The organism is Shimazuella sp. NTD248, from assembly GCF_059510395.1.
The window spans coordinates 157,459-177,445 of sequence record NZ_JCAJZT010000006.1 but is presented as its reverse complement, the minus strand read 5'-3'; the positions used below and the strand labels follow the sequence as shown (position 1 = coordinate 177,445).

22 protein-coding genes are annotated in these 19,987 nt (G+C 37.9%); 11 read left to right on the top strand and 11 right to left on the bottom strand.

The features are described 5' to 3' along the window. Positions 1-188: 188 nt before the first annotated feature. A complete protein-coding gene (locus tag AC5WOE_RS15225; protein WP_496050743.1) occupies positions 189-764 on the top strand; it encodes a zeta toxin family protein in 576 nt (191 codons plus the stop codon). 238 nt (positions 765-1,002) lie between these two features. Here the strand turns inward: AC5WOE_RS15225 and AC5WOE_RS15220 are convergent, their stop codons facing one another. Further along, a complete protein-coding gene (locus AC5WOE_RS15220; RefSeq protein ID WP_496052936.1) occupies positions 1,003-1,302 on the bottom strand; it encodes a YciI family protein in 300 nt (99 codons plus the stop codon). 95 nt (positions 1,303-1,397) lie between these two features. Then, positions 1,398-2,240, bottom strand: coding sequence for an EamA family transporter (locus AC5WOE_RS15215; RefSeq protein ID WP_496052935.1), 843 nt, complete (start codon positions 2,238-2,240; stop codon positions 1,398-1,400). Positions 2,241-2,424: 184 nt separating this feature from the next. Here AC5WOE_RS15215 and AC5WOE_RS15210 point away from each other — a divergent pair, with 184 nt between their 5' ends. The 3 genes from AC5WOE_RS15210 (at position 2,425) to AC5WOE_RS15200 (ending at position 3,790) form a co-directional block, all read left to right on the top strand. Beyond that, entirely contained in the window at positions 2,425-3,006 is a 582-nt protein-coding gene (locus AC5WOE_RS15210) for a DUF1802 family protein (protein WP_496050746.1), read from the top strand. Between the two features lie 193 nt (positions 3,007-3,199). After that, positions 3,200-3,499, top strand: a complete 300-nt coding sequence (locus AC5WOE_RS15205; RefSeq protein ID WP_496052934.1) for a TetR/AcrR family transcriptional regulator — start codon at positions 3,200-3,202, stop codon at positions 3,497-3,499. A 30-nt stretch (positions 3,500-3,529) separates the two neighbouring features. Continuing rightward, entirely contained in the window at positions 3,530-3,790 is a 261-nt protein-coding gene (locus AC5WOE_RS15200; protein WP_496052933.1) for a TetR-like C-terminal domain-containing protein, read from the top strand. Between the two features lie 87 nt (positions 3,791-3,877). Here AC5WOE_RS15200 and AC5WOE_RS15195 read toward each other — a convergent pair whose 3' ends face one another. Next, a complete protein-coding gene (locus AC5WOE_RS15195) occupies positions 3,878-4,159 on the bottom strand; it encodes a hypothetical protein (RefSeq protein WP_496050749.1) in 282 nt (93 codons plus the stop codon). A 388-nt stretch (positions 4,160-4,547) separates the two neighbouring features. On the opposite strand from AC5WOE_RS15195, the gene AC5WOE_RS15190 reads away from it, so the two are divergent. Next, on the top strand, positions 4,548-5,018 hold the full coding sequence (locus tag AC5WOE_RS15190; protein WP_496050750.1) for a CBS domain-containing protein: 471 nt from the start codon (positions 4,548-4,550) through the stop codon (positions 5,016-5,018). A gap of 317 nt (positions 5,019-5,335) precedes the next feature. On the opposite strand, the gene AC5WOE_RS15185 is transcribed toward AC5WOE_RS15190, so the two are convergent. Beyond that, positions 5,336-5,827: a hypothetical protein gene (locus AC5WOE_RS15185; protein ID WP_496052932.1), complete on the bottom strand. Its 492-nt coding sequence runs from the start codon at positions 5,825-5,827 to the stop codon at positions 5,336-5,338. A gap of 420 nt (positions 5,828-6,247) precedes the next feature. On the opposite strand from AC5WOE_RS15185, the gene sufC reads away from it, so the two are divergent. From sufC to AC5WOE_RS15155, 6 genes are all read left to right on the top strand, one after another. Beyond that, positions 6,248-7,033: a Fe-S cluster assembly ATPase SufC gene (gene sufC, locus AC5WOE_RS15180; RefSeq protein WP_496050752.1), complete on the top strand. Its 786-nt coding sequence runs from the start codon at positions 6,248-6,250 to the stop codon at positions 7,031-7,033. 14 nt (positions 7,034-7,047) lie between these two features. Further along, complete coding sequence (gene sufD / locus AC5WOE_RS15175) at positions 7,048-8,316, top strand: Fe-S cluster assembly protein SufD (RefSeq protein ID WP_496052931.1); 1,269 nt, start codon at positions 7,048-7,050, stop codon at positions 8,314-8,316. Further along, the gene (locus AC5WOE_RS15170; protein WP_496052930.1) at positions 8,313-9,536 is read left to right on the top strand and encodes a cysteine desulfurase; all 1,224 of its coding nucleotides are present in this window, start codon (positions 8,313-8,315) and stop codon (positions 9,534-9,536) included. Before sufD ends, AC5WOE_RS15170 begins: the two co-directional genes overlap by 4 nt. Then, a complete protein-coding gene (gene sufU, locus AC5WOE_RS15165; RefSeq protein ID WP_496050755.1) occupies positions 9,520-9,945 on the top strand; it encodes a Fe-S cluster assembly sulfur transfer protein SufU in 426 nt (141 codons plus the stop codon). Before AC5WOE_RS15170 ends, sufU begins: the two co-directional genes overlap by 17 nt. Positions 9,946-9,969: 24 nt before the next feature. Continuing rightward, a complete protein-coding gene (sufB, locus tag AC5WOE_RS15160; RefSeq protein ID WP_496050756.1) occupies positions 9,970-11,391 on the top strand; it encodes a Fe-S cluster assembly protein SufB in 1,422 nt (473 codons plus the stop codon). A gap of 139 nt (positions 11,392-11,530) precedes the next feature. Beyond that, the gene (locus tag AC5WOE_RS15155; protein ID WP_496052929.1) at positions 11,531-11,782 is read left to right on the top strand and encodes a hypothetical protein; all 252 of its coding nucleotides are present in this window, start codon (positions 11,531-11,533) and stop codon (positions 11,780-11,782) included. Positions 11,783-11,897: 115 nt separating this feature from the next. Here the strand turns inward: AC5WOE_RS15155 and AC5WOE_RS15150 are convergent, their stop codons facing one another. The 7 genes from AC5WOE_RS15150 to AC5WOE_RS15120 form a co-directional block, all read right to left on the bottom strand. Next, complete coding sequence (locus AC5WOE_RS15150) at positions 11,898-13,337, bottom strand: erythromycin esterase family protein (RefSeq protein WP_496052928.1); 1,440 nt, start codon at positions 13,335-13,337, stop codon at positions 11,898-11,900. Between the two features lie 284 nt (positions 13,338-13,621). Further along, on the bottom strand, positions 13,622-13,987 hold the full coding sequence (locus AC5WOE_RS15145) for an SH3 domain-containing protein (RefSeq protein WP_496050759.1): 366 nt from the start codon (positions 13,985-13,987) through the stop codon (positions 13,622-13,624). A 210-nt stretch (positions 13,988-14,197) separates the two neighbouring features. Then, a complete protein-coding gene (gene dnaI / locus AC5WOE_RS15140; protein ID WP_496052927.1) occupies positions 14,198-15,136 on the bottom strand; it encodes a primosomal protein DnaI in 939 nt (312 codons plus the stop codon). 21 nt (positions 15,137-15,157) lie between these two features. Next, positions 15,158-16,282, bottom strand: coding sequence for an N-acetyldiaminopimelate deacetylase (locus tag AC5WOE_RS15135; protein WP_496052926.1), 1,125 nt, complete (start codon positions 16,280-16,282; stop codon positions 15,158-15,160). A gap of 7 nt (positions 16,283-16,289) precedes the next feature. Continuing rightward, positions 16,290-17,492 carry an aspartate aminotransferase family protein gene (locus tag AC5WOE_RS15130; RefSeq protein ID WP_496052925.1) on the bottom strand — a complete coding sequence of 401 codons (1,203 nt, stop codon included), beginning with the start codon at positions 17,490-17,492 and terminating at the stop codon, positions 16,290-16,292. A 15-nt stretch (positions 17,493-17,507) separates the two neighbouring features. Further along, positions 17,508-18,218 (bottom strand): 2,3,4,5-tetrahydropyridine-2,6-dicarboxylate N-acetyltransferase, encoded by a 711-nt coding sequence (gene dapD, locus AC5WOE_RS15125; RefSeq protein WP_496050763.1) that lies wholly within the window; start codon positions 18,216-18,218, stop codon positions 17,508-17,510. Positions 18,219-18,604: 386 nt separating this feature from the next. Continuing rightward, positions 18,605-19,933, bottom strand: a complete 1,329-nt coding sequence (locus AC5WOE_RS15120; RefSeq protein ID WP_496052924.1) for a helix-turn-helix domain-containing protein — start codon at positions 19,931-19,933, stop codon at positions 18,605-18,607. Positions 19,934-19,987: the final 54 nt, after the last annotated feature.

Sequence of the window (19,987 nt, the reverse complement as noted above, 5' to 3'; positions counted from 1 at the left end):
TAATCAGGCGTGTTACTCACTCTTCGGTTTTCAGGGAATAATTCAAACCCCCAAGTACTTTGGTACTTAGGGGTTTTTTACTAATAGGCAAAGAATCCTCTCTTTTGCTCGGATAAGGTTGTTTATTTATTTTGAATATGTTTGAATTAATTAAGGAATATGACCGATACAAGAGAAAAGAGATTCACATGAATCTAAAACTAGTCTTCCTTATTCTCCGTAATCCAGATTTGAACATTTGGAATCGGGTAAAGCTCTTGTACGTGCTGAAAAAATATAAAAAGAATGAACCGATTATGGTGTTCATGTTCGGTTTGCCAGGAGCGGGGAAGAGTACTATCGTAAAAAAGTTGGAAATGTTCTTTTTTAGCGTCTTCGGAAAGGAAATGGATCAACTTGATCCTGATCTCTATTTCCCTTCGGATTATGATAAAAAGAATCCAGATAAGTATTTTGATTCCACCCGGGCGGAGCTAGACAAGAAATTTAAGGAAGCTATTCAGTATGGACGATGGGCCATTTTCCAAACTGGCGGCTCACTTCTAGTGCCACGTAGTACTAAGATGATAGAGGGAATGGGAGCTGGTTATTACATTTTTTCGATCCTTATTGACGTAAATCCAGAAATCGCACGTCAACGTAATGAAGCACGGGACAGAACAGTCGAACCAGAAAAATTTGAGGAATGTGTGCAAGATCTTCCAAGAACATTCCGTATCCTAAAGCAATTGGGTGCAGGTTCAATAAAGATCAAAAATAACTAAATTGAACCGCGTTTGCTGAGTGGAATTGGCGTTAGCCAATCCATTCAGCAACTAAAATAATTACTCTACTTGAGCAGAAAATTTACAATGACAATGTGACTGCGGAAGATAATGGGTACCATGTATACCGATATGAAGGTGCTCTATACATCCTTAATGATGTTGTTCTTTTGTTGGCCAGTTGTTTTTTCTACTCTTATTTCTAACCCACCTCTATTGCGAGCTGGTTGGAAGCCTCTCACAAAATCTTTTCAAAAGATGGGCCAACTCTACAGGTGGTTATCTCGATTTTTTCCCATACGTTTCCTATTACATATGGCTCCAATGCTAACCATGTATCCACATCTTCACGTGTTGGAAAGTCTACGACTAACATAGATCCTATCATTTGATCATTCTCCAATATAGCTGCTCCAAACAACATATTTTTGCTCTCCACCAATTTATCCCCTAATGAAATGTGTTCAGCTCGCATTTTTAAGCGTCGTTCCTTCGCCATTGAATCCGTTCCATCATAAGCAAGGACCAAAAATTGCATGACAATCAGCTCCTTTAAGCAAGCATTTATTTGAATCATCAATTATCTCTTTGTATCTTAAATACATACTATTTTACAATGATTAAGTTAGAGGTTCAATAAATGTTGATAAGGATAATCCCTATTAACAATAAGATGAATGATATAAATTGAAATTTCGAGAATTTTTCTCTATAAATGAGATACGATAGTCCTGCAACAATCAGTCCATTAGCCGACGCAATTGGTGAAATTATGCTGGCAGGTCCAAGTTTTAATGCAATTGCTAAAGTTTGCATCATACCAAAGGAGAGTATTCCTGCAAATAGTCCAAAGAATATACCTGTTGTTTTAAGATGTTTTTCTCGGTTTAGCCATAAGGTAGTAGAAAACCAGATCAATCCAAATACATAAGAAAGAAAAATAATGGGATTATTGTTGAGATGGATTTCCTCTGTAATCTTTAACCCGCCGTTTCGAATAAAAAAGCCAATAAAAGCAACACCAACAGAGAGATACCACAGATTATTTTGAATGCGTAACTTTTGATTTGGATCAAATGGAAGTAGTAAAATGGCAACGATGATTAATAGAATAGCCAATCCTTCAAACCAATTTAGAGATTCTGAATAAAGGAAGATAGACATAAACACTATCAATATGACGTGACTATGTGCAACGGTTGCTGTTAAGCCAGCAGGACCGATATAGACTGATTTGCTATATAGTAAGTTACCTAATGTCGCAGCTAGTCCTATGATGATCCCGGCTAAAAGGGTATTCCAATTCCAATCCCAAGTCTGGGTATAAAAAAGGTAAAGGCATGATCCCAAGGAACCGGATAGATAGAAACCAAAAAGCAGTTTTTCTGATGTACCGCCTTTCATCGTATTGATCTTAAAGAAAAAAGCACTCAATCCATTGAAAAGAAAGCAGAGAAAGGCTAGAAAGAGCCACATTAATAGTAATCCTCCTACTAAAAAGATAGTTTAATTTTATTATAGACAATTATGTAATCAATCAATTTATCTTTTATCGACCTATTAGCTGATGAAGTTAGTTTTGTGGTAACATTGGAGATGTTGATGAAGATAAGCGATTTCTATTTTGTGGTGGATAGATGAGGATAGAGAGGTTTATAAAATGAAAACAAATACACATATAGCATTACGTGATTGGGCTGTAACGTTGGACGAGCTTGGCAAAGGAACGCAAATCATGCTGCTCAGAAAAGGTGGAATTCATGAAGAAACCCGCCACTTTGAAGTAACTAATGATAGCTTCTTTTTATTTCCAGCATATGAGCATCAGAAAACAGAGCTGTTGAAAGAGGAGTATCAAGGGAATATTGCAAAAAGCATCAAAAATTGGTCTCCAGAAGATAAACAAGTAATGGTGAAGTATTACGCTGAGTTATATGAAGACATGGAGTTATTAGATGAAGAAAAACTAAAAGCACTCAATCCTCATCATATCTGGACTAACGAATTTGCAGCAGAACGGTTAAAATGGAAAAAGAAACTTCCATTACATGTGTTGTTACTTCGTGTTTACCAACTAGAGCAACCAGTGGAAATTCCAATGCTAGCTGAGTATGGCGGATGCAAATCTTGGTTGAGCTTACCGGCGGAGAGTGTTCAAGGAAAAGAAGCTCATCCAGTCTTGTCTGATGAAGCATTTGCACAAAAAGTAGCAGATATAAAGCAGAGTTTACAAGCGGGCTAATAAGCCCGCTCTTTTTTATACTTGATATATAGAGTAAACTTGAAAAAATTTATTTTCGGAAATATAAAGAAGATTAATCGCATGAAAAGAGTAAAAATTTATCACGAAATTGATCCGAAATTTCTTCATAATATTTGATTCATGATTTTATTTACACTATAGTAAAGAAATTTCGTAACAATGAGGTGATAGATTGGATAATAAAGTTTCAAAGCGTGGAAGACCACGAGATGAAAAAATTAATAACGATATCCTACAAGCTACACGATCTCTGTTGGTCGAAAATGGAATGAATAATTTTAGTATGAATGATGTTGCAAGCCGTGCTGGAGTTAGTAAGCCTACGATTTATCTCAGATGGAAGAATAAAGATGAGTTAATTTCAGACGCTTTTGGGGTGGCTTCTGAGCAAACTGAAATTCCTGATACAGGGAATACTATGCAAGACTTACGTATCTTGCTGAAAGAAATTATTCATTCTATGAATGAATAATTAAATACCCCTGAAAATGCACCACATAAGATGATAGCTGGTATGCTGAGTACCTCATCATTATGGGAGCAGTATAAAAGAGATTTTTTAATACCTAGAAGACATGCATATAATATTTTGTTGGAAAGAGGAAAGGTGAGAGGTGAGATTCGCAGCGACGTAAACAGTGATGTGCTTATCGATCTGATAAGTGGTGCATATATTTACTGTGTACTCTTTCATACTCCTATGATAAACATGGAAGAATGGTTAGATAAATCATTTACTTTAATCAAAAATGGAATTTCTTAATAGTTTTGTAATGGAGGAAACTCGTCGTGAATGGCGGATTTTTATTAAAAGAAAGAAAACCAGACTATCATATGTCTGGTTTTATGCTTATGCAATTACATTTTGTACAGTCAATGTTTCCAATTCAATTATGATTTCATCAACTGTCATATCGCCTTCTAAGTAAATACCAACTAGTGTTGATACTAGCACGGACTCTTCACCTGAAATATGTAATAACTCCATTAACTCTTTGAGGGGATCATAGCTTTTAGGGAAAATATGTATGCTTTGTGAGCCGAAAACTTCTTCCAATTGTAAAGTCTTTTGATAAATTTGTTTGATAATCGATAATACCATTTTAATAAGTTCTTTTTTTTGTGTATCCAAATATAAAATCCTCTCTTAAGAAAATACAACAATTTCATTATACCAAACTTTTTGAACATATTTTAGGTTTGTAAAGGAATGCATGATTATCTTTTCAAAAGCATACCTATGGAGATAAAGAAGATAGCCCCGATAAGGGCTTTTTCTTATGAAACAAATACAGAGTTTATCATGATACATAAAAGGGTATTTGAACTTTGGGATACAAAAATGAATGAAAAAAAGACGTAGAGTTAGCGATGTAATATTGTAATTTTACAGAAAATGTATTGACAATCTACAGAAGAAAGCGGTACCATAAATATTGTAGGACTGTTTATTCCCTCAAACAACGGACGGAAGTACAGAAGATTAACCCGGTTAAAGGGAAGTGGGAGTACTATGATTTATGAATAAAAATGCCGACCTTTTGTTTACAAAAGAGATTACTCCGTTAATTATTCCGAAAGAGAAAGTGGTTGTATTAGAACCAGATTGGTCACTGGAGCGAGCTCTAATTGTATTAACTCGCAAAGGTACAACTTCCGTACCAGTCATTCATCCAGATGGTAAGGTTGAAGGGATTATCAGTAAGACGAATATATTGGATTTTCTCATTAACCCTAATAAGACACAAGAGCTCGATTTTTCGAAATTAAAAGAGTATCGTGTATTGGATGCAATGGATCGGAATCACATGGGAATTATGGCCAACTCCATTTTTTCATTTGCTTTTGAAGTATTGGTAAATCGCTCGTATATACCAATAATTGATATACGTCATCAGTTTGTCGGGATCTTAACGAGAAAAGTAATGATGGAAAAGGTAATTGAGTATTTTCATGAGGAATATTTGCAGACAGTAACAACAGAATTGTAGATGTAAAGAAAACTAGCCAATTAGCAAGGCTAAAAGTGCAGACAGATGCATAGCCTGCCTTTTGCAGATAAGATAAACTATTTTATCTGCGGAGAGAAAAAAACCAGTCAATTTTCCCTGTTGTATAGGGATTTGACTGGTTTTTTTAGATAAAAGAAAAATACCTTTTATAAATGTATTGGAATATTTATGCAGTATAGAAGTGTTATTAAAGTGTAGCAATTGGAAAATATAATTCACCATATGAGTTCAATTAAATAGGAAATCCTATTTGTTTGGAAGTTGTAAAAAATGGAGAGGATGAAGAATGCAAAGAACTAATGCCCTTTGGAAGTACGTTCAAACGACTCATTAAGTATTTGAAGAGTCATGCAGGTTTGGAAGAAATCTGTCAATTCAGTCCAGTAATCTGCATCTATATCTCTATTTATGAGGAGAGCAATCTCTTTCATTTTGGAAAATAGTTGTCGAATAGATTGGAAATTAATGGAAGATGTGCTGCTTTCTTCGTGTGATTTGATAACTAGTTTCTCTAAATCATCAAAAGTGTTTTCATAAATAATTACCTTAATAATCTCAGGTAGATGAGGAGCAACTTTTACTTGAGATCGACATTTTTCCCATGTGCGGAGCAATCTGCGATTATTTAAACTGTTGAGGTAGTCTTGCTCGGTATATGTCTCATAGTTACCATTATTTTCATGAATTTGGAATTTTTTTTTGTCTTTAGAACGTAAATAAATAACATTTTTAGATTGAATATAATGGTTAACACTAACATCAGCTGTATTTAAATTATACTTCTTCATCCTTTCTGCCCCCAGTTGTTACAAAATTTCCCCCAAAATAGAGAATAATGAAGAGAGAATCTTTCAAAAGATACTTTCTATTGTACACTATTCTCATAAAAAGTGGGCATAAAATAATGTGAGCAATGCGTGAATATAAAGTGGAAATTTATTATAAATAACAAAGTAATTATATAAAATATATGTATCATCTTTTGTTAATTAAAAAATAATCATCCCATTGAAAAAGGAATTTTTTTACTATTAATTTTTTGTTTCTTCCTGATTTATTGGTAAATCAAGATCACCTTGATCTATGGGAGTGTCTACGTTAGAATAAAATGAGAATCACATGATAATCAATCTAATTTAGGCTACACAAAAATGAGAAAACTACCTTATTTTCATATATAGGTGGAAAGTGCGTGGAGGAATGCGACTATGTCAACACCGAACCTCAGTATTCGGGATCTGCAAGTTTCGATTGAAGATAAACAAATTTTGAAAGGTGTGAATCTATCCGTAAATGGTGGAGAAATCCATGCGATTATGGGTCCAAACGGCACAGGGAAAAGTACTCTTGCTTCTGCTTTGATGGGACATCCAAAGTATGTGGTAACGAGTGGAAATGTTTCCATCAATGGCGAAGACCTATTAGAGATGGAAGTAGATGAGCGAGCTCGTGCTGGACTGTTTCTTGCGATGCAATATCCAAGTGAAGTCAGTGGAGTTACAAACTCTGACTTTTTGCGTAGTGCGATCAATGCAAAGCGTGGAGAAGGTAACGAGATTTCATTGATGAAGTTTATTCGTGAAATGGATAAACAAATGGAAGTATTAGATATGGATGAATCATTTGCAACCCGCTATTTAAACGAAGGATTTTCAGGTGGAGAAAAGAAACGAAATGAGATTCTACAAATGATGATGTTAAAACCTACTTTCTCCATTTTGGATGAGATCGACTCTGGTCTTGATATAGATGCATTAAAAATTGTTGCAGCTGGTGTAAATGAAATGAGAAGTCCTGATAGAGGTGTGATTATTATTACCCACTATCAACGCCTGTTGAACTATATTAAACCAGATTATGTACACGTATTTATGCAAGGGAAAATTGTGAAATCTGGTGGTCCAGAATTAGCTGAACGTCTTGAGCAAGAGGGATATGACTGGGTAAAAGAAGAGCTAGGCATTGTAGATGAAACTGTTGGACATAGGGTATAAGGATGGTGCCAACAATGAGTGTATTCAGTCGCGAAGAAATTAGCCAATTATCCCAAGCTCAAAATGAACCAAAGTGGGCATTGGAAAAACGACTTGAAGCTTTTAGTGCGATCGATTCCCTTCCTTTGCCTAAATTAGAAAAAACGAATATTGATCGATGGAATTTTTCTGAGTTTCAGTTATACCAGACAAGTGAAAAGCTTGAACAAGCAGATGAATTACCCGATGTGGTCAGTCGATTAATCTTGGAAGATAGTAATGTGTTGGTGCAAAAAAACGATGCAGTGGTATATCACACAGAAAAAGACTTGGATCAAGGTGTTATTTTCACCAGTCTTCAAACTGCATACAAGCAACACGAAACATTATTGAAAAAGTATCTTTTTAGACAAGATACTACGGATCGGGTGGCTGCGATTCACCAAGCATTCAGCCAAGGAGGAGCATTTATATATGTTCCGCGCAATGTTTCCATCAAACTGCCATTGCAAGCTGTTTTTTGGTTAGATGGAAAGAAGGCTGGGATGTTCCCGCATGTTTTAATCGTAGCAGAAGAAAATAGCCGAGTAGAGATCATAACAAACTTCTTGAGTACTAGCAGTGATGCGGCTGTTAGTAATAGTGTGATCGAGGCATTTGTCGGACAAGGTGCCAAAGTTCAAGTTGCTACCGTCAGTCAATTCGGGGACTCAGTTGTAGATGTGATGAATCGTTTTGCAACAGTAGGACGAGATGGAGATATGGAATGGATTGTCGCAGATCTCAGCGATGGCCGAATTATCTCTAAGAGTACTACAAATCTCCAAGAAACTGGCGGACATGTAGACGTAAAATCCGTTTCCTTTGGTGCTGGTGAAATGCGGTCCAATATCACTTCTGAGATTCTTCATTTTGGCACCCATACCACAAGTGATATTCAAGCACGCTCTGTGATGAAAGATAAAGCGACCAGTATCATCAACAGTATCACTAAGATTGAGAAAGGTGCTAGTAAATCAGATGGGCAGCAGACAGGTAAAGTGTTAATGTTGGACCCTGAAGCACGTGGAGATGCTAATCCAATCTTATTGATTGATGAAAATGATGTTACGGCAGGTCATGCTGCTAGTGTAGGTCGTATTGATCCTTTGACATTGTTTTATTTGATGTCTCGAGGTGTTTCGAAAGAGGAAGCTTCTAAATTGATCATTCGAGGTTTCTTGGATACCGTTATCGCTGATATCCCATCAGCAGCATTGCGTGAAAGTATTCATGAGACTATTGAAGGGAAATTTACATCATGAACCCATGGAAAAAGGATTTTCCCATTCTATTTCAGCAAGTAAACGATCATCCCCTTGTATATTTGGATAGTGCAGCAACTTCTCAAAAACCAAACAGTGTGATCGAGAAAGTAGCAGCTTACTACCAAGGGTATAATTCCAATGTCCACCGTGGTGTGCATACGCTTGGTACAAGAGCGACAGATGCTTATGAAGGTGCACGGGATATAGTACAAAAGTTTATCAATGCGAAAAAGCGTGAGGAGATCATTTTTACCCGCGGAGCTACAACAAGTATGAATATTGTTGCACGGAGTTATGCTTTGGTGAATTGCAAAGCTGGAGATGAGATTTTGCTCAGTCCCGCTGAGCATCATGCCAATCTCATTCCTTGGCAGCAAGTTGCAAAACAAACAGGCGCAAAATTGGTATACATGCCGTTAGAAGCAGATAGTACGATTCTTTTGGAAAAAGTACGTCCGCTCATAACCAATAAAACAAAAATTGTTGCGATCCAACATGTTTCTAATGTACTTGGAACCATCAACCCAGTTGCAGAACTTGCCAAGTTGGTGCATGAAGTTGGGGGCATTATAACAGTTGATGGAGCACAGAGTGTTCCTCATATGAAAGTAGATGTACAAGACCTGGATGTTGATTTTCTCTCTTTTTCTGGTCACAAAATGATGGGTCCTACTGGTATTGGAGTGCTATATGGAAAAGAGCATCTGTTAGAAGAGATGGAGCCAGTTGAATTTGGTGGAGAGATGATTGACCATGTTGACCTAGAAAATGCTACGTGGAAAGAGCTGCCTTGGAAATTTGAAGGTGGTACTCCGATTATCGCGGGTGCAATTGGTTTAGGAGCAGCTGTCAATTATTTGCAAGAAGTGGGCATGGATCAAGTAGAAGCTCATGACCGCAAATTAACAGCCTATGCTTTAGAGAAATTATCCCAAATTGATGGAATTCGATTCTTTGGCCCATTGGAAAATCGCATTGGAGCTGTTACTTTTAACTTAGATAGCATTCATCCACATGACGTTGCAACAGTGCTGGACGCGGAAGGTATTGCCGTTCGTGCTGGACATCACTGCTGCCAGCCATTGATGAGATTACTAGGAGAAACAGCAACTGCTCGGGCTAGTTTTTATTTATATAATGATGAATCAGATATCGACCAACTAGTGATAGGGTTACAAAAAACGAAGGAGTATTTCGGACATGTCTTCCTTGGATGATTTATATCGCCGAGTTATTATGGATCACTATCAACGCCCTCGCAATAAAGGGGAGCTCGATGATAGTGCTATCTCCATCGAACTAAACAATCCAACATGCGGAGATCGAATATCTCTGCAAATGAACGTAGAAAATGGTATGATAAAGGATGCAAAGTTCCAAGGCGAAGGATGCTCGATCAGCCTGGCTTCTGCATCGATGATGACAGAATCGGTAAAAGGTTTGACTGTCGATCAGTCACTCCATTTGGTTGATCTTTTTTCACGAATGATGCAAGGAGAAGAAATAGATACGGAACAATTTCCGATTGAAGATATTGAAGCGTTAACTGGGGTGGCAAAGTTCCCAGCACGAATAAAGTGTGCGACATTAGCTTGGAAAGCACTTGAAAAAGGTGTAAAGCAATAAAAACAAAGAAGGAGGCAGCGTTTCATGACTACGATACCAGAGCTATCCGAGTATAAATATGGTTTTCGCGATAAAGACGTGTCTGTATTCCGTGCCAAACGTGGACTTACTCGTGAAATCGTAGAAGAGATTTCCAAAATGAAAGGCGAACCAGATTGGATGCTGGAATTTCGCCTAAAATCTCTCGAACAGTTTTATAAAATGCCAATGCCAAGTAATTTAAATAGCAAATGGTTTTCCTTGTTGCCTGGTAAATTGGACGAACTGAACTTTGATGACATCACCTACTATGTAAAACCTTCTGAACGCCAAGGGAAAACATGGGAAGAAGTACCTGATGAAATCAAACAAACCTTTGATAAACTTGGGATTCCAGAAGCAGAGCAAAAGTTCCTTGCAGGAGTATCTGCTCAATATGAATCAGAAGTCGTTTATCACAACATGCAAAAGGAACTGGAAGAACAAGGGGTAATTTTCTGCGATACTGATACTGCTGTTCGTGAGTATCCGGAGTTACTAAAAGAATACTTTGGTACCGTTATTCCTCCAGCAGACAACAAGTTTGCTGCATTGAACAGTGCAGTATGGAGCGGCGGCAGTTTCATCTATGTACCAAAAGGTGTGAAATGCGAAGTACCACTGCAAGCATACTTCCGCATTAACTCCGAAAATATGGGGCAATTCGAGCGTACCTTAATCATTGCAGATGAAGGAAGCTTTGTACATTATGTAGAAGGCTGTACCGCTCCTGTATACAGTACTAACTCTTTGCACAGTGCAGTAGTGGAGATCATTGTAAAAGATAACGCTCGTTGTCGTTACACGACCATCCAAAACTGGGCTCCAAACATCTACAACTTAGTGACCAAACGTGCTGTCGCAGAACGCGGTGCACATATGGAGTGGGTTGATGGTAACATCGGAAGTAAATTGACGATGAAATACCCAGCAGTTGTCATGAAGGGTGAAGGGGCAAAAGCAGACGTTCTTTCCATCGCAGTAGCTGGTAAAAACCAACACCAAGATGCAGGGGCTAAAGTTACTGCACTAGCACCAAACTGTACGGCAACGATTATATCCAAGTCGATCAGTAAACAAGGTGGAAAAGTAACCTACCGTGGATTGACGAGCTTTGGCCGTAACTCTGAAGGCTCCAAAGCAAATGTAAAATGTGATACCTTGATCTTAGATAATGAGTCCACTTCGGATACGATTCCTTACAATGAGATCAAAAACGATAACATCATCTTGGAGCACGAAGCAACAGTTTCCAAAGTGAGTGAAGATCAACTCTTCTACTTGATGAGCCGTGGATTGAGTGAAAACGAGGCAACCCAGATGATCATCATGGGCTTCATCGAGCCATTTACAAAAGAATTGCCAATGGAATATGCGGTTGAAATGAACCGGTTGATTAAGTTTGAGATGGAAGGTTCCATTGGTTAATGATTTGTGTAATCCCTTTGCTGAAAAGCAAAGGGATTATTTTTGTGCTTGGAATGATGGGGAAGAGATATTTATTTTCTGAGTTATCTAAAATATAATCAAAGTAGCAACTTGAAGTGTCACGTCGACAAGGAACATTATGACCGGGATGCCCCAGACCACTTCCATCACCGACTTCGTCGATCGGCTGGACGCAGTGGAGGCTGATCTGAACGCCCTTAAGGAAATGCTGAAGGTTCTGATGGTCAAGTTGTACCACAAGGGTCAGGTCAACACTCGCCTGTTCAAGGCTCTTCAGGAGCTGTTCCCCCAAGAGTGGGAAGCTCTCAAGAAGAACGGTGTGCGATTGGAGGAGGAGTTGGATCGGGATGGGCTGACTTCAGCGGTGTGACGCATCCCCGTGGGTGAGTGGATCATCGAATTCGCACACTTCACGGGGCACGACGATTATCGATTGTTTAAATAGATGAATAGGGAAGCCCGCCCTGTAGGATCAGAAGGCGGGCTTACTTATCTTTCGGATCAGAGATATTAGAAAAATAGGGGATGATTTTATCTGTAGATTTATCACTCAAATAATGGGGCATATTCACTTGGTCGATAAATAAAATCCCATCATATTGATCTTTTGGTATGAGTTGCTCATCCCAACCTCCCCAATCTAAAATACCGCGCTTTGTATACATCCATGAAGTTTCCTCTCGTTTTTTTGCCTTTGATAGATCGACAAATAGATTCGGATAGCCTGTTTTACTTAGAATAGACTCTACGGTTCCTTTTGGATGGGGATACTGCACCTTAAGAGGTTTACGATCGTTTAAAGCGGAAACTCCTCGATTCATATAAAGCCCAATAACATAAGATTGACGCCTGATATTAGCTGGTAATAAATGACCTAAGCTGTTAATAGACCTTCGGTTAGGATTTTGCGTTTGCGGATTGTTTTTCCGAATATGTAGATTATGTGCCCAGATGATGATTTTTTGATTAGGATACAGTTTTTCCGTTAACCAAACCAAATTTTTTGCCATTGCCTGATCACGTGCTACGTAATAGTTATCAAAAGCTTGATCAGCTAACTGCTTATTTCCTGATTCAAGATAGTTGTTATAGGATACATAATAGGGCATCACTTTTGTTACAGACTGAATGCGATCTTGTAAGACATATTGGGTTACTTTTAACAAGTTAGGTTCATTTGGGTAGATTTGAGATAATTCTTTTTCATGTTGTTTCGTAAATTGATATAAAATCTGATATGCTTCGATCATTTTCTGCTGGTCATCATGAAAAGATTCTGCATCCGATTGCTGGAGAGACTCGGAAAATCGCTCTTCCGTTCGCTTTGCTAACTTTCCCATCTGAGGATCAATCTTTTGAAACCAGTTGTTTAAAAATGTCCCATAGGAACCGACTGGCTGCATATCCATTCCAGCTAGTTGTATACGATCTTTGGTAGTGCTCTTTTTCTTTATATATTCAAAAAGCGGCAGGCCTTCTTTTGTCTGCCAAATATCAAATAATCCATTTTTCATAGATTGTACGGCTGATTGCTTGTCTATTTGAGCATCTACAGCGAATAATTCCCCTAATCCTGATTCAAATGCGAGTACTTGATATCCTTGGTTTTCATGGAGATACTGTACAAGACGTACCTTCGTAGAATTGAATTCTGCTGCTCCATGTGAACTCTCTCCTAAAAATACAATCCGTTTGTTTTTTAGGACTTGATCCAAAAAGCGTAGGTCTCTATAATAATCTCCTACTTCGGGGCGAGTTTTTTCAATTGGGTGGCTATTCAATTTTAGCCATTGCTGCCATTTCGGATTTTCAGGATTTTCTGCTTGGGCTCGGAAAATCGCCAGAAAGGGAGTCAAGCTTAAACAAATTACCATCATCCAAAGAAATTTGTGTGTATGATGAAATTTGTTTTTTATATAAATCATTGTTTTCTTCCCTTTCCTAAATGAACTATAGTGAAAAAAGCTATAGATTTCTTATATGTTTTGTATAAAGTTTAATTATATTATGAATTGGCTTGAAATAAATTGTAAAAAGAATGAATTTTACTTCCTGATGGTTCCCTAATGATAGTAAAGATACAAAAATCCCCTCTTCTTCGATTAGGTAAGAAGAGGGGATTCATATGAGGATGTATGTGTTAAGATTAGCAAATTAGGTGAGAAAAGAGGTAACAGGAAAGTTGCCTCTTTTCGTTTGATATATGATATTATCGACAAGGAAGACCAGACCCACCATCCGAACCGGTATAAATATAAGTATCGGAAACATATCCATAAATAGAAACACCAGCATGGTCTTTTCCAAGGTAGATTTTATCCCAAATGTTACTGGTGCCAAAGTATCCACTTACCGTTGTTCCTTTTGTATAACAACGATAATCTACAGTTTTGCCATCGTATACTTTGCCTATGATTGTTCCTGTAGAAGTTGATGGATAATCACGCACATAGATATAGTTGCCAGAAGTACTTGTTACTACCTCATACAATTGATAGGCAAAAGCTTGGGAAGTAAATGCAAATAAAGTTAGAACAAGGGTAAACATTGCTGTGATCGGTAATTTCTTTTTCATGATGATACCCCTTTCATTGTATATGTTATTAATATAATTTAAATTCTAAATGATAGAAAGAGGTTAATGCAAAAATGATAAGATGGTTGGGTAAAAATTTTTATTTTGTTTTACTATTTGTGCTTATTATTTTCTTTTTTGTATTTGTAGGGGCACGTTTCTTTTAAGTAAAAAAAGAAGCTAACCATAATAATAAAAGTTAGCTTCTTTTTATATATGGTTTTCAGTTCTTCGGTTGACTCCGTCGACGAAGATCGGTTGTACAAAGTGTTTGATCCGTTCCATGATTCTTTTGCCTTTGATGAGTTCCTCGCCGCCTTTTGGAGTATTGGAGAAGTATTCTTCTAATTCTTCTAAGGTTAGGTTGGAAGTGAAAATAATTGGTAAACGTTCTGTCATACGGTATTGTAAGATGACACCTAAAATATCATCCCGAATCCAAGGTGTTAAAGATTCTGCGCCTATATCATCCAATATCAGCAAAGGTGCTGTTTTGACAACTTCTAATTTTTCCGCGATACCTTCCCCATTTTGTGAGATAGCATTTTTCATCTCGGAAAACAAAGCAGATGTATGAATCATCAATGTAGAAACGCCATACACTGCTAGTTCATTCATGATAGCCCCTGCCAGATAGCTTTTGCCAACACCAAAATCCCCGTACAAGTAAAGTCCCCTAGTCGCTTTATCGTCCCGAAATGCGACACAAAAATGAAGTGCAGCCTGAAAAGCTTTCGCGCGCTTAGCTTCTAAGACAAATGTTTCAAATGTTGCCTTTTGGATATCTGAAGGGATTTGTTCACAGCGTATAAGAGAACGTCGACGTTTTGCTTCTTCTTCAGCACGCTGAAAACGACAAGGTTGCATTTGCAGGTCAAAAAAACCATTGTACTCGATTAATTTTGGAAAATGGCCAGTGATTATATTTGTACATCCTTCAAGACCACGACAACATTCGCAAGCTGTTTTTTCCGTAACATATTGTTTTACGTTAGGAATAGAGCGCCAATAGGTGGAGAGCGGAATATCTGGATGTGTTTGCATAAATGATTGGAGTTGTTTATTCTGCTGCAATCTTTGAAAGACAGCATGCTTCGCTTTCTCTGCACCATTACTAGAGAAAGGGGAGACTTGTTTCAAGGCTTTCATCCAGTCCATTCCTCCTACATCCTAATTTCCAATCTCCTCTAAATATTGAATCATCGTATCGATTCCAACACCAATTGCTTTTTCATCAGGGGTAATCTTCGAATGATGTAATCCGTATGGAGTGTCCACACCAAGCCAAAATAGGAAGCCAGGAATTTCTTTTAGAAAGTAACCAAAATCTTCACCAGTCATCGCTTCCCTACATTCTATCAATTGATATTCGGTTTTTTCTTGTACCCAGTTCATAAATTGTTTGGTGACTGTTTCGTGATTTGTGACATCAACATATTGCATACCCCAATTGAGAATAGCTTCACATTGGAAGCTCGTACCAATACCTTGGACAATATTTTTAACGCGTTGTTGCATTGTTTTCATCGTTTCTAAAGAAAGGGTGCGAATAGTTCCGTTCAATTCAGCAGTTCCAGCAATAATATTTTCTTTCGTGCCTGCCGTTAATTTTCCAACAGTAAGAACGGCAGAATCTAGTGGGTTCACATTACGTGAAACGATTGTTTGAAGTTGGGTGAAAAGTTGCGTTGCTGCCACTACCATATCATTCGTTTGATGTGGGTAAGCGGCATGACCTGATTTTCCGATGAGCTGGATATGAATTTCTGCCGTATTAGCAAATAAAATACCTGAGCGGGTAGCAATGGTACCTACTGGATATTCAGGAGCGATATGCAGGGCAAATATCATATCTGGTTTCCAAGATTGAAACTCGATACTTTTCATCATTGGTTCTGCTCCGCCAGGTCCTTCTTCAGCTGGCTGGAAAATAAAAATAAGGTCATCTTTCACAGGATGATAGGAAAAATGGTAAACCAATCCTAGGGCAATCGTCATGTGAAGATCATGTCCACAAGCATGCATGTATCCAGGATGAGTGGATTGAAACTCATAGCCGGTTTCTTCTTGAATCGGCAATCCATCCATATCTGTACGAAAACCAATTCGTTTGCGTGGTGCTGTTCCAGCAACTTTGACGATAATGCCTGTTTTCCAAGTTTTTAGTTCTATATTAGGTAAATCTTTTAACTGGGATAGAAGAAATGCTTGTGTTTTTTCTTCTAAGTATCCAGGCTCCGGTATTTGGTGCAATTGTCGTCTAATTTGTATCCATTTGTCCAAAGAAACAGTCATATGCCTTTTACTCCATTTTTGATAATAATTGATGAAAAATAGCGATAAAGTGTATTACTTCCTCTTTTGTCAAAGTCAAAGGTGGTAACAATCGAATAACGGTACCCGCTGTAATATTGATTAAGATTCCGTTCTCTAAAAATTCCTGTCGTAGTTGTTCGATTGTTGTTTTGCTGAGTGTGGTGATGATTCCAATCATCATTCCACGTCCATTAATCTGTTCGATAAGAGCTGGGAATTTCCTTTGCAGTTTTTGTAATTCACTCCATAAGAAATCTGCGACTTCTTTTCCCTTTTCCAGTTGTTTTTGTTCAAGCAATACATCTAAAACCGCATTACCTAAAGCTGCAGACAGGGGAGATGGAGAGAAGGTAGTTCCATGGTCACCTGGTTGGAATGTGTTTTTTAGTTTCGGCCCTGCAATGATTCCGCCTAGAGGTAATCCTCCTCCTATGCCTTTAGCAAAAAGGATCAAGTCAGGTTGCAAATCATAAGCTTGGTAAGCAAATAATGTTCCTGTTCTTCCAACACCTGTCTGGATTTCATCCAAGCAGAACAACATATTTTTTTCCTGACAAAGAGATTGTGCTGTTTGTAAAAATTGTTGTGTCAGAGGTATGATACCTCCAGCACCGAGAATAGGCTCAACTAAAATAGCAGCAGGACGATGATTTTCACATACTTCTTTTAATCCAGCAATATCATTTATTTCTACTTCATGAATTCGGATTGGAAGTGTTGGGAAATCTTGATAAATACCAGGTTGACGTGTTAAGCGAAGAGCACCAAGCGTTCTACCATGAAAACTATTTTTGAGAACAATAATTCCTTCTTTGGTTTCTTCTTGTCTGCTAGTCCATTTATGAATGCTTTTGATGGCTGCTTCGGTTGCTTCTGCACCAGTACTACAGAAATATACTTTTCCATCCTCGAGCGTATTGTCTACCAATCGCTTTGCTAATCGAATAGCTGGAGGACTATAGAAAAAATTCGATATATGCAGGAAGCGCTCGGCTTGTTTAGCCAGCGCATTCATCAAATACGGATGGGAGTGCCCTAAAATATTTACTGCTAGTCCTGTGAATAAATCTAAATACCGCTTTTCGTTGATATCAAAAAGATAATTGCCTTTGGCATGATCGATTACAAGTGGTAAACGGCTATAAGTGGACATGATATATTCATGGTCCAAAGAGACCCAATCCGCCATATTTGATGAAACCTCCTATAGACTGCGAAGATCTTCTAAGATTTCTGTTTTGGATTTTGTCTTTTCGTCAATTTCTTTGATAACACGAGCAGGAGTACCTGCAACGACTACATTTGGTGGTACATCTTTTGTAACTACAGCACCTGCTGCCACTACAGAGCCATGACCTACTGTCACGCCTTCTAAAATAACGGCATTGGCTCCTACGAGTACATCGTCTTCAATCGTTACAGGTGCTGCTGAAGGAGGTTCAATTACTCCTGCGATCACGGCTCCTGCACCGATATGACAGTTTTTTCCGATATGGCCTCGTCCACCGACAACAGCATTCATATCAATCATGGTTCCTTCTCCGATTACTGCACCGATATTGATCACAGCGCCCATCATGATGATCGCTTGTTTTCCAATCTGTACGTGTTCACGAATAATTGAACCTGGTTCAATACGAGCTTCTATGTCTTTTAAATCAAGTAATGGTACACCCGAGTTACGGCGATCATTTTCCACGACATAATCTTGTATTGCTGTTTTATTTTCGCTTAAGACAGGTTCGATATCTGCCCAGTTTCCAAATAAGACACCTGAATTTCCAGAAAAGAAAGTTTGTACTTCATCTGAGAATGAAAGTTTCTCAAGGTCTCCTTTTATGTAGACTTTAACAGGAGTTTTTTTTGTCGATTTTGCTATATATTGAACTATTTCCTCAGAGTTTAAATGCTGCATGTTTTCGTCATCCTTTCCAATCAATCTAAGTCAAAAGTATAACATAATACGAGGGTTAATGACCGTCTTCTATGAATAAATTGCATTTCCAACCATTTACACTTTTTGGAGAACTATTCGTTTATTGGGAACTCCAGTTGAGTAAATCCACTAACATTTTATTCCAAATTCGCTTGATATACATGTCTTTCGCGTCTGTTGTAAAGAGCAACAAAGGACGCTACAGCCAAGCATATCTTCGCTGGGATTATTTGTATTTATTTTTGCTCAAGTATAGTAGGAAATGAAATTCTTATGAATATCCTACATTGTTTTTATGCATTTGAATGTAATCTAATACAAAAATAAGAACCCCAAGAGGAGTTCCTTCCATAGCAAAATATATTTTAGTTTGCCAATCCTAGCTCATTCGGACCATCTAGTATGTTTTCTTTAATTTCATAGGTTTTGCGCATGCAGTGTTGGAACTTCTCTTCGTCTTGTCCATTAAAGCAGCCAGCTAGGTTATACCAAATTTTCCATTCCATATCTTTATACTGGTATTTTTGAGCGGTTTCAATCCCTTGTTCAAAGAAATGAATTGCTTTATTTGTGTCATTCATCATTTGACAAAGTTCACCAGTAAGTACTAAATTGGATACCAACTGAGGTGCATCTTGAAACTTAGTAGCATATCGAATCGCATGTTGGAAGTATTCAAATGCCTCAGATAGTTTATTTTGTTTCAAGTACAGGACTCCTGTACGGCTGTAGACCGTCACCCACCGCTGATCAATTGGAATTTTTTCTTCCAGTTTGCGAGCCATGAGGAAGGAGGTTTCTGCCATTTCCCAATCTTTTTGTGCAGTGTAAATAGTTCCAAGAACGATCCATAAATCGAACATTGCACTGTATTGTTTATTTCTACGGGCTATATCGATACCTTCCACGGCATATTCGATCGCTTCTTCAATCAAGCCAGTACGACGGGATAATTCAGAGCGAAGCCAGTAAAATCCAAGCGTAGTTTCAATATCATCTACTTCTGTTAATAAGTGCCATGAATCTTGAACCAATTGCATTGCTTCTGTTATCCGGCCTAATTTTTGAAGCATGATTCCTTTATGTTTATGCAAGAGGTGTTTGACATGCTGCATTTCACCGTCTTCATAAAAGGCGAGTAGACCATCGTTAATGTACTCTAATGCTTGCTCCAAATGCCCTTGATGGTTGCTGCATACCCCTAGTAAAAGATAACTCGCAGATTCCATATTATTTTCTTGATATGAATTTTGTTGAGCACTGCGCAGCGCATTGTAGAAAGATCGTTCTGCTTGTTTCCATTTCTTTTTTGCCATGTAGCATTTGCCTTTATAGAAGTAAGCATGTGCGATATATGGATGACTATCGTCTAGCTTTAATTCTTCTAATTTTGCTAACGCATCGTCGACATATCCGATTTGGCGCAAGGTGGATATGGTTAAAAGAGCAAATTTTACTCGCTTGAGTTCGACTTGTTCTTGGACAAGCATTTCGGGTAGTTTGCTCATAGGTAATTCTAATTTTTCAAGCAAATAAGTTACTTTTTCAGGGCTGACATGTGCGACGCCCCGTTCGATATTACTGACAGTAGCAGGAGAAATATTTTCATCCGCTAAGTCTTCAAGGCGAAGACCGCGTTCTTTACGAACTTTGCGAATTACTTCCCCCATTTCATGAAGAGCTAATGTTTTCATTTTTATCACCTCAACGGAAAAGTTTGGACATAAATATATTAAACTTTTATAAAA

Bases quoted from the DNA above. Each gene is read 5' to 3' on its own strand.
- AC5WOE_RS15225 (WP_496050743.1), top strand. From the start codon at position 189: ATGAATCTAAAACTAGTCTTCCTTATTCTCCGTAATCCAGATTTGAAC.
- AC5WOE_RS15220 (WP_496052936.1), bottom strand. From the start codon at position 1,302: ATGCAATTTTTGGTCCTTGCTTATGATGGAACGGATTCAATGGCGAAG.
- AC5WOE_RS15215 (WP_496052935.1), bottom strand. From the start codon at position 2,240: ATGTGGCTCTTTCTAGCCTTTCTCTGCTTTCTTTTCAATGGATTGAGT.
- AC5WOE_RS15210 (WP_496050746.1), top strand. From the start codon at position 2,425: ATGAAAACAAATACACATATAGCATTACGTGATTGGGCTGTAACGTTG.
- AC5WOE_RS15200 (WP_496052933.1), top strand. From the start codon at position 3,530: ATGATAGCTGGTATGCTGAGTACCTCATCATTATGGGAGCAGTATAAA.
- AC5WOE_RS15190 (WP_496050750.1), top strand. From the start codon at position 4,548: ATGAATAAAAATGCCGACCTTTTGTTTACAAAAGAGATTACTCCGTTA.
- AC5WOE_RS15185 (WP_496052932.1), bottom strand. From the start codon at position 5,827: ATGAAGAAGTATAATTTAAATACAGCTGATGTTAGTGTTAACCATTAT.
- sufC (WP_496050752.1), top strand. From the start codon at position 6,248: ATGTCAACACCGAACCTCAGTATTCGGGATCTGCAAGTTTCGATTGAA.
- sufD (WP_496052931.1), top strand. From the start codon at position 7,048: ATGAGTGTATTCAGTCGCGAAGAAATTAGCCAATTATCCCAAGCTCAA.
- AC5WOE_RS15170 (WP_496052930.1), top strand. From the start codon at position 8,313: ATGAACCCATGGAAAAAGGATTTTCCCATTCTATTTCAGCAAGTAAAC.
- sufU (WP_496050755.1), top strand. From the start codon at position 9,520: ATGTCTTCCTTGGATGATTTATATCGCCGAGTTATTATGGATCACTAT.
- sufB (WP_496050756.1), top strand. From the start codon at position 9,970: ATGACTACGATACCAGAGCTATCCGAGTATAAATATGGTTTTCGCGAT.
- AC5WOE_RS15155 (WP_496052929.1), top strand. From the start codon at position 11,531: ATGACCGGGATGCCCCAGACCACTTCCATCACCGACTTCGTCGATCGG.
- AC5WOE_RS15150 (WP_496052928.1), bottom strand. From the start codon at position 13,337: ATGATTTATATAAAAAACAAATTTCATCATACACACAAATTTCTTTGG.
- AC5WOE_RS15145 (WP_496050759.1), bottom strand. From the start codon at position 13,987: ATGAAAAAGAAATTACCGATCACAGCAATGTTTACCCTTGTTCTAACT.
- dnaI (WP_496052927.1), bottom strand. From the start codon at position 15,136: ATGAAAGCCTTGAAACAAGTCTCCCCTTTCTCTAGTAATGGTGCAGAG.
- AC5WOE_RS15135 (WP_496052926.1), bottom strand. From the start codon at position 16,282: ATGACTGTTTCTTTGGACAAATGGATACAAATTAGACGACAATTGCAC.
- AC5WOE_RS15130 (WP_496052925.1), bottom strand. From the start codon at position 17,492: ATGGCGGATTGGGTCTCTTTGGACCATGAATATATCATGTCCACTTAT.
- dapD (WP_496050763.1), bottom strand. From the start codon at position 18,218: ATGCAGCATTTAAACTCTGAGGAAATAGTTCAATATATAGCAAAATCG.
- AC5WOE_RS15120 (WP_496052924.1), bottom strand. From the start codon at position 19,933: ATGAAAACATTAGCTCTTCATGAAATGGGGGAAGTAATTCGCAAAGTT.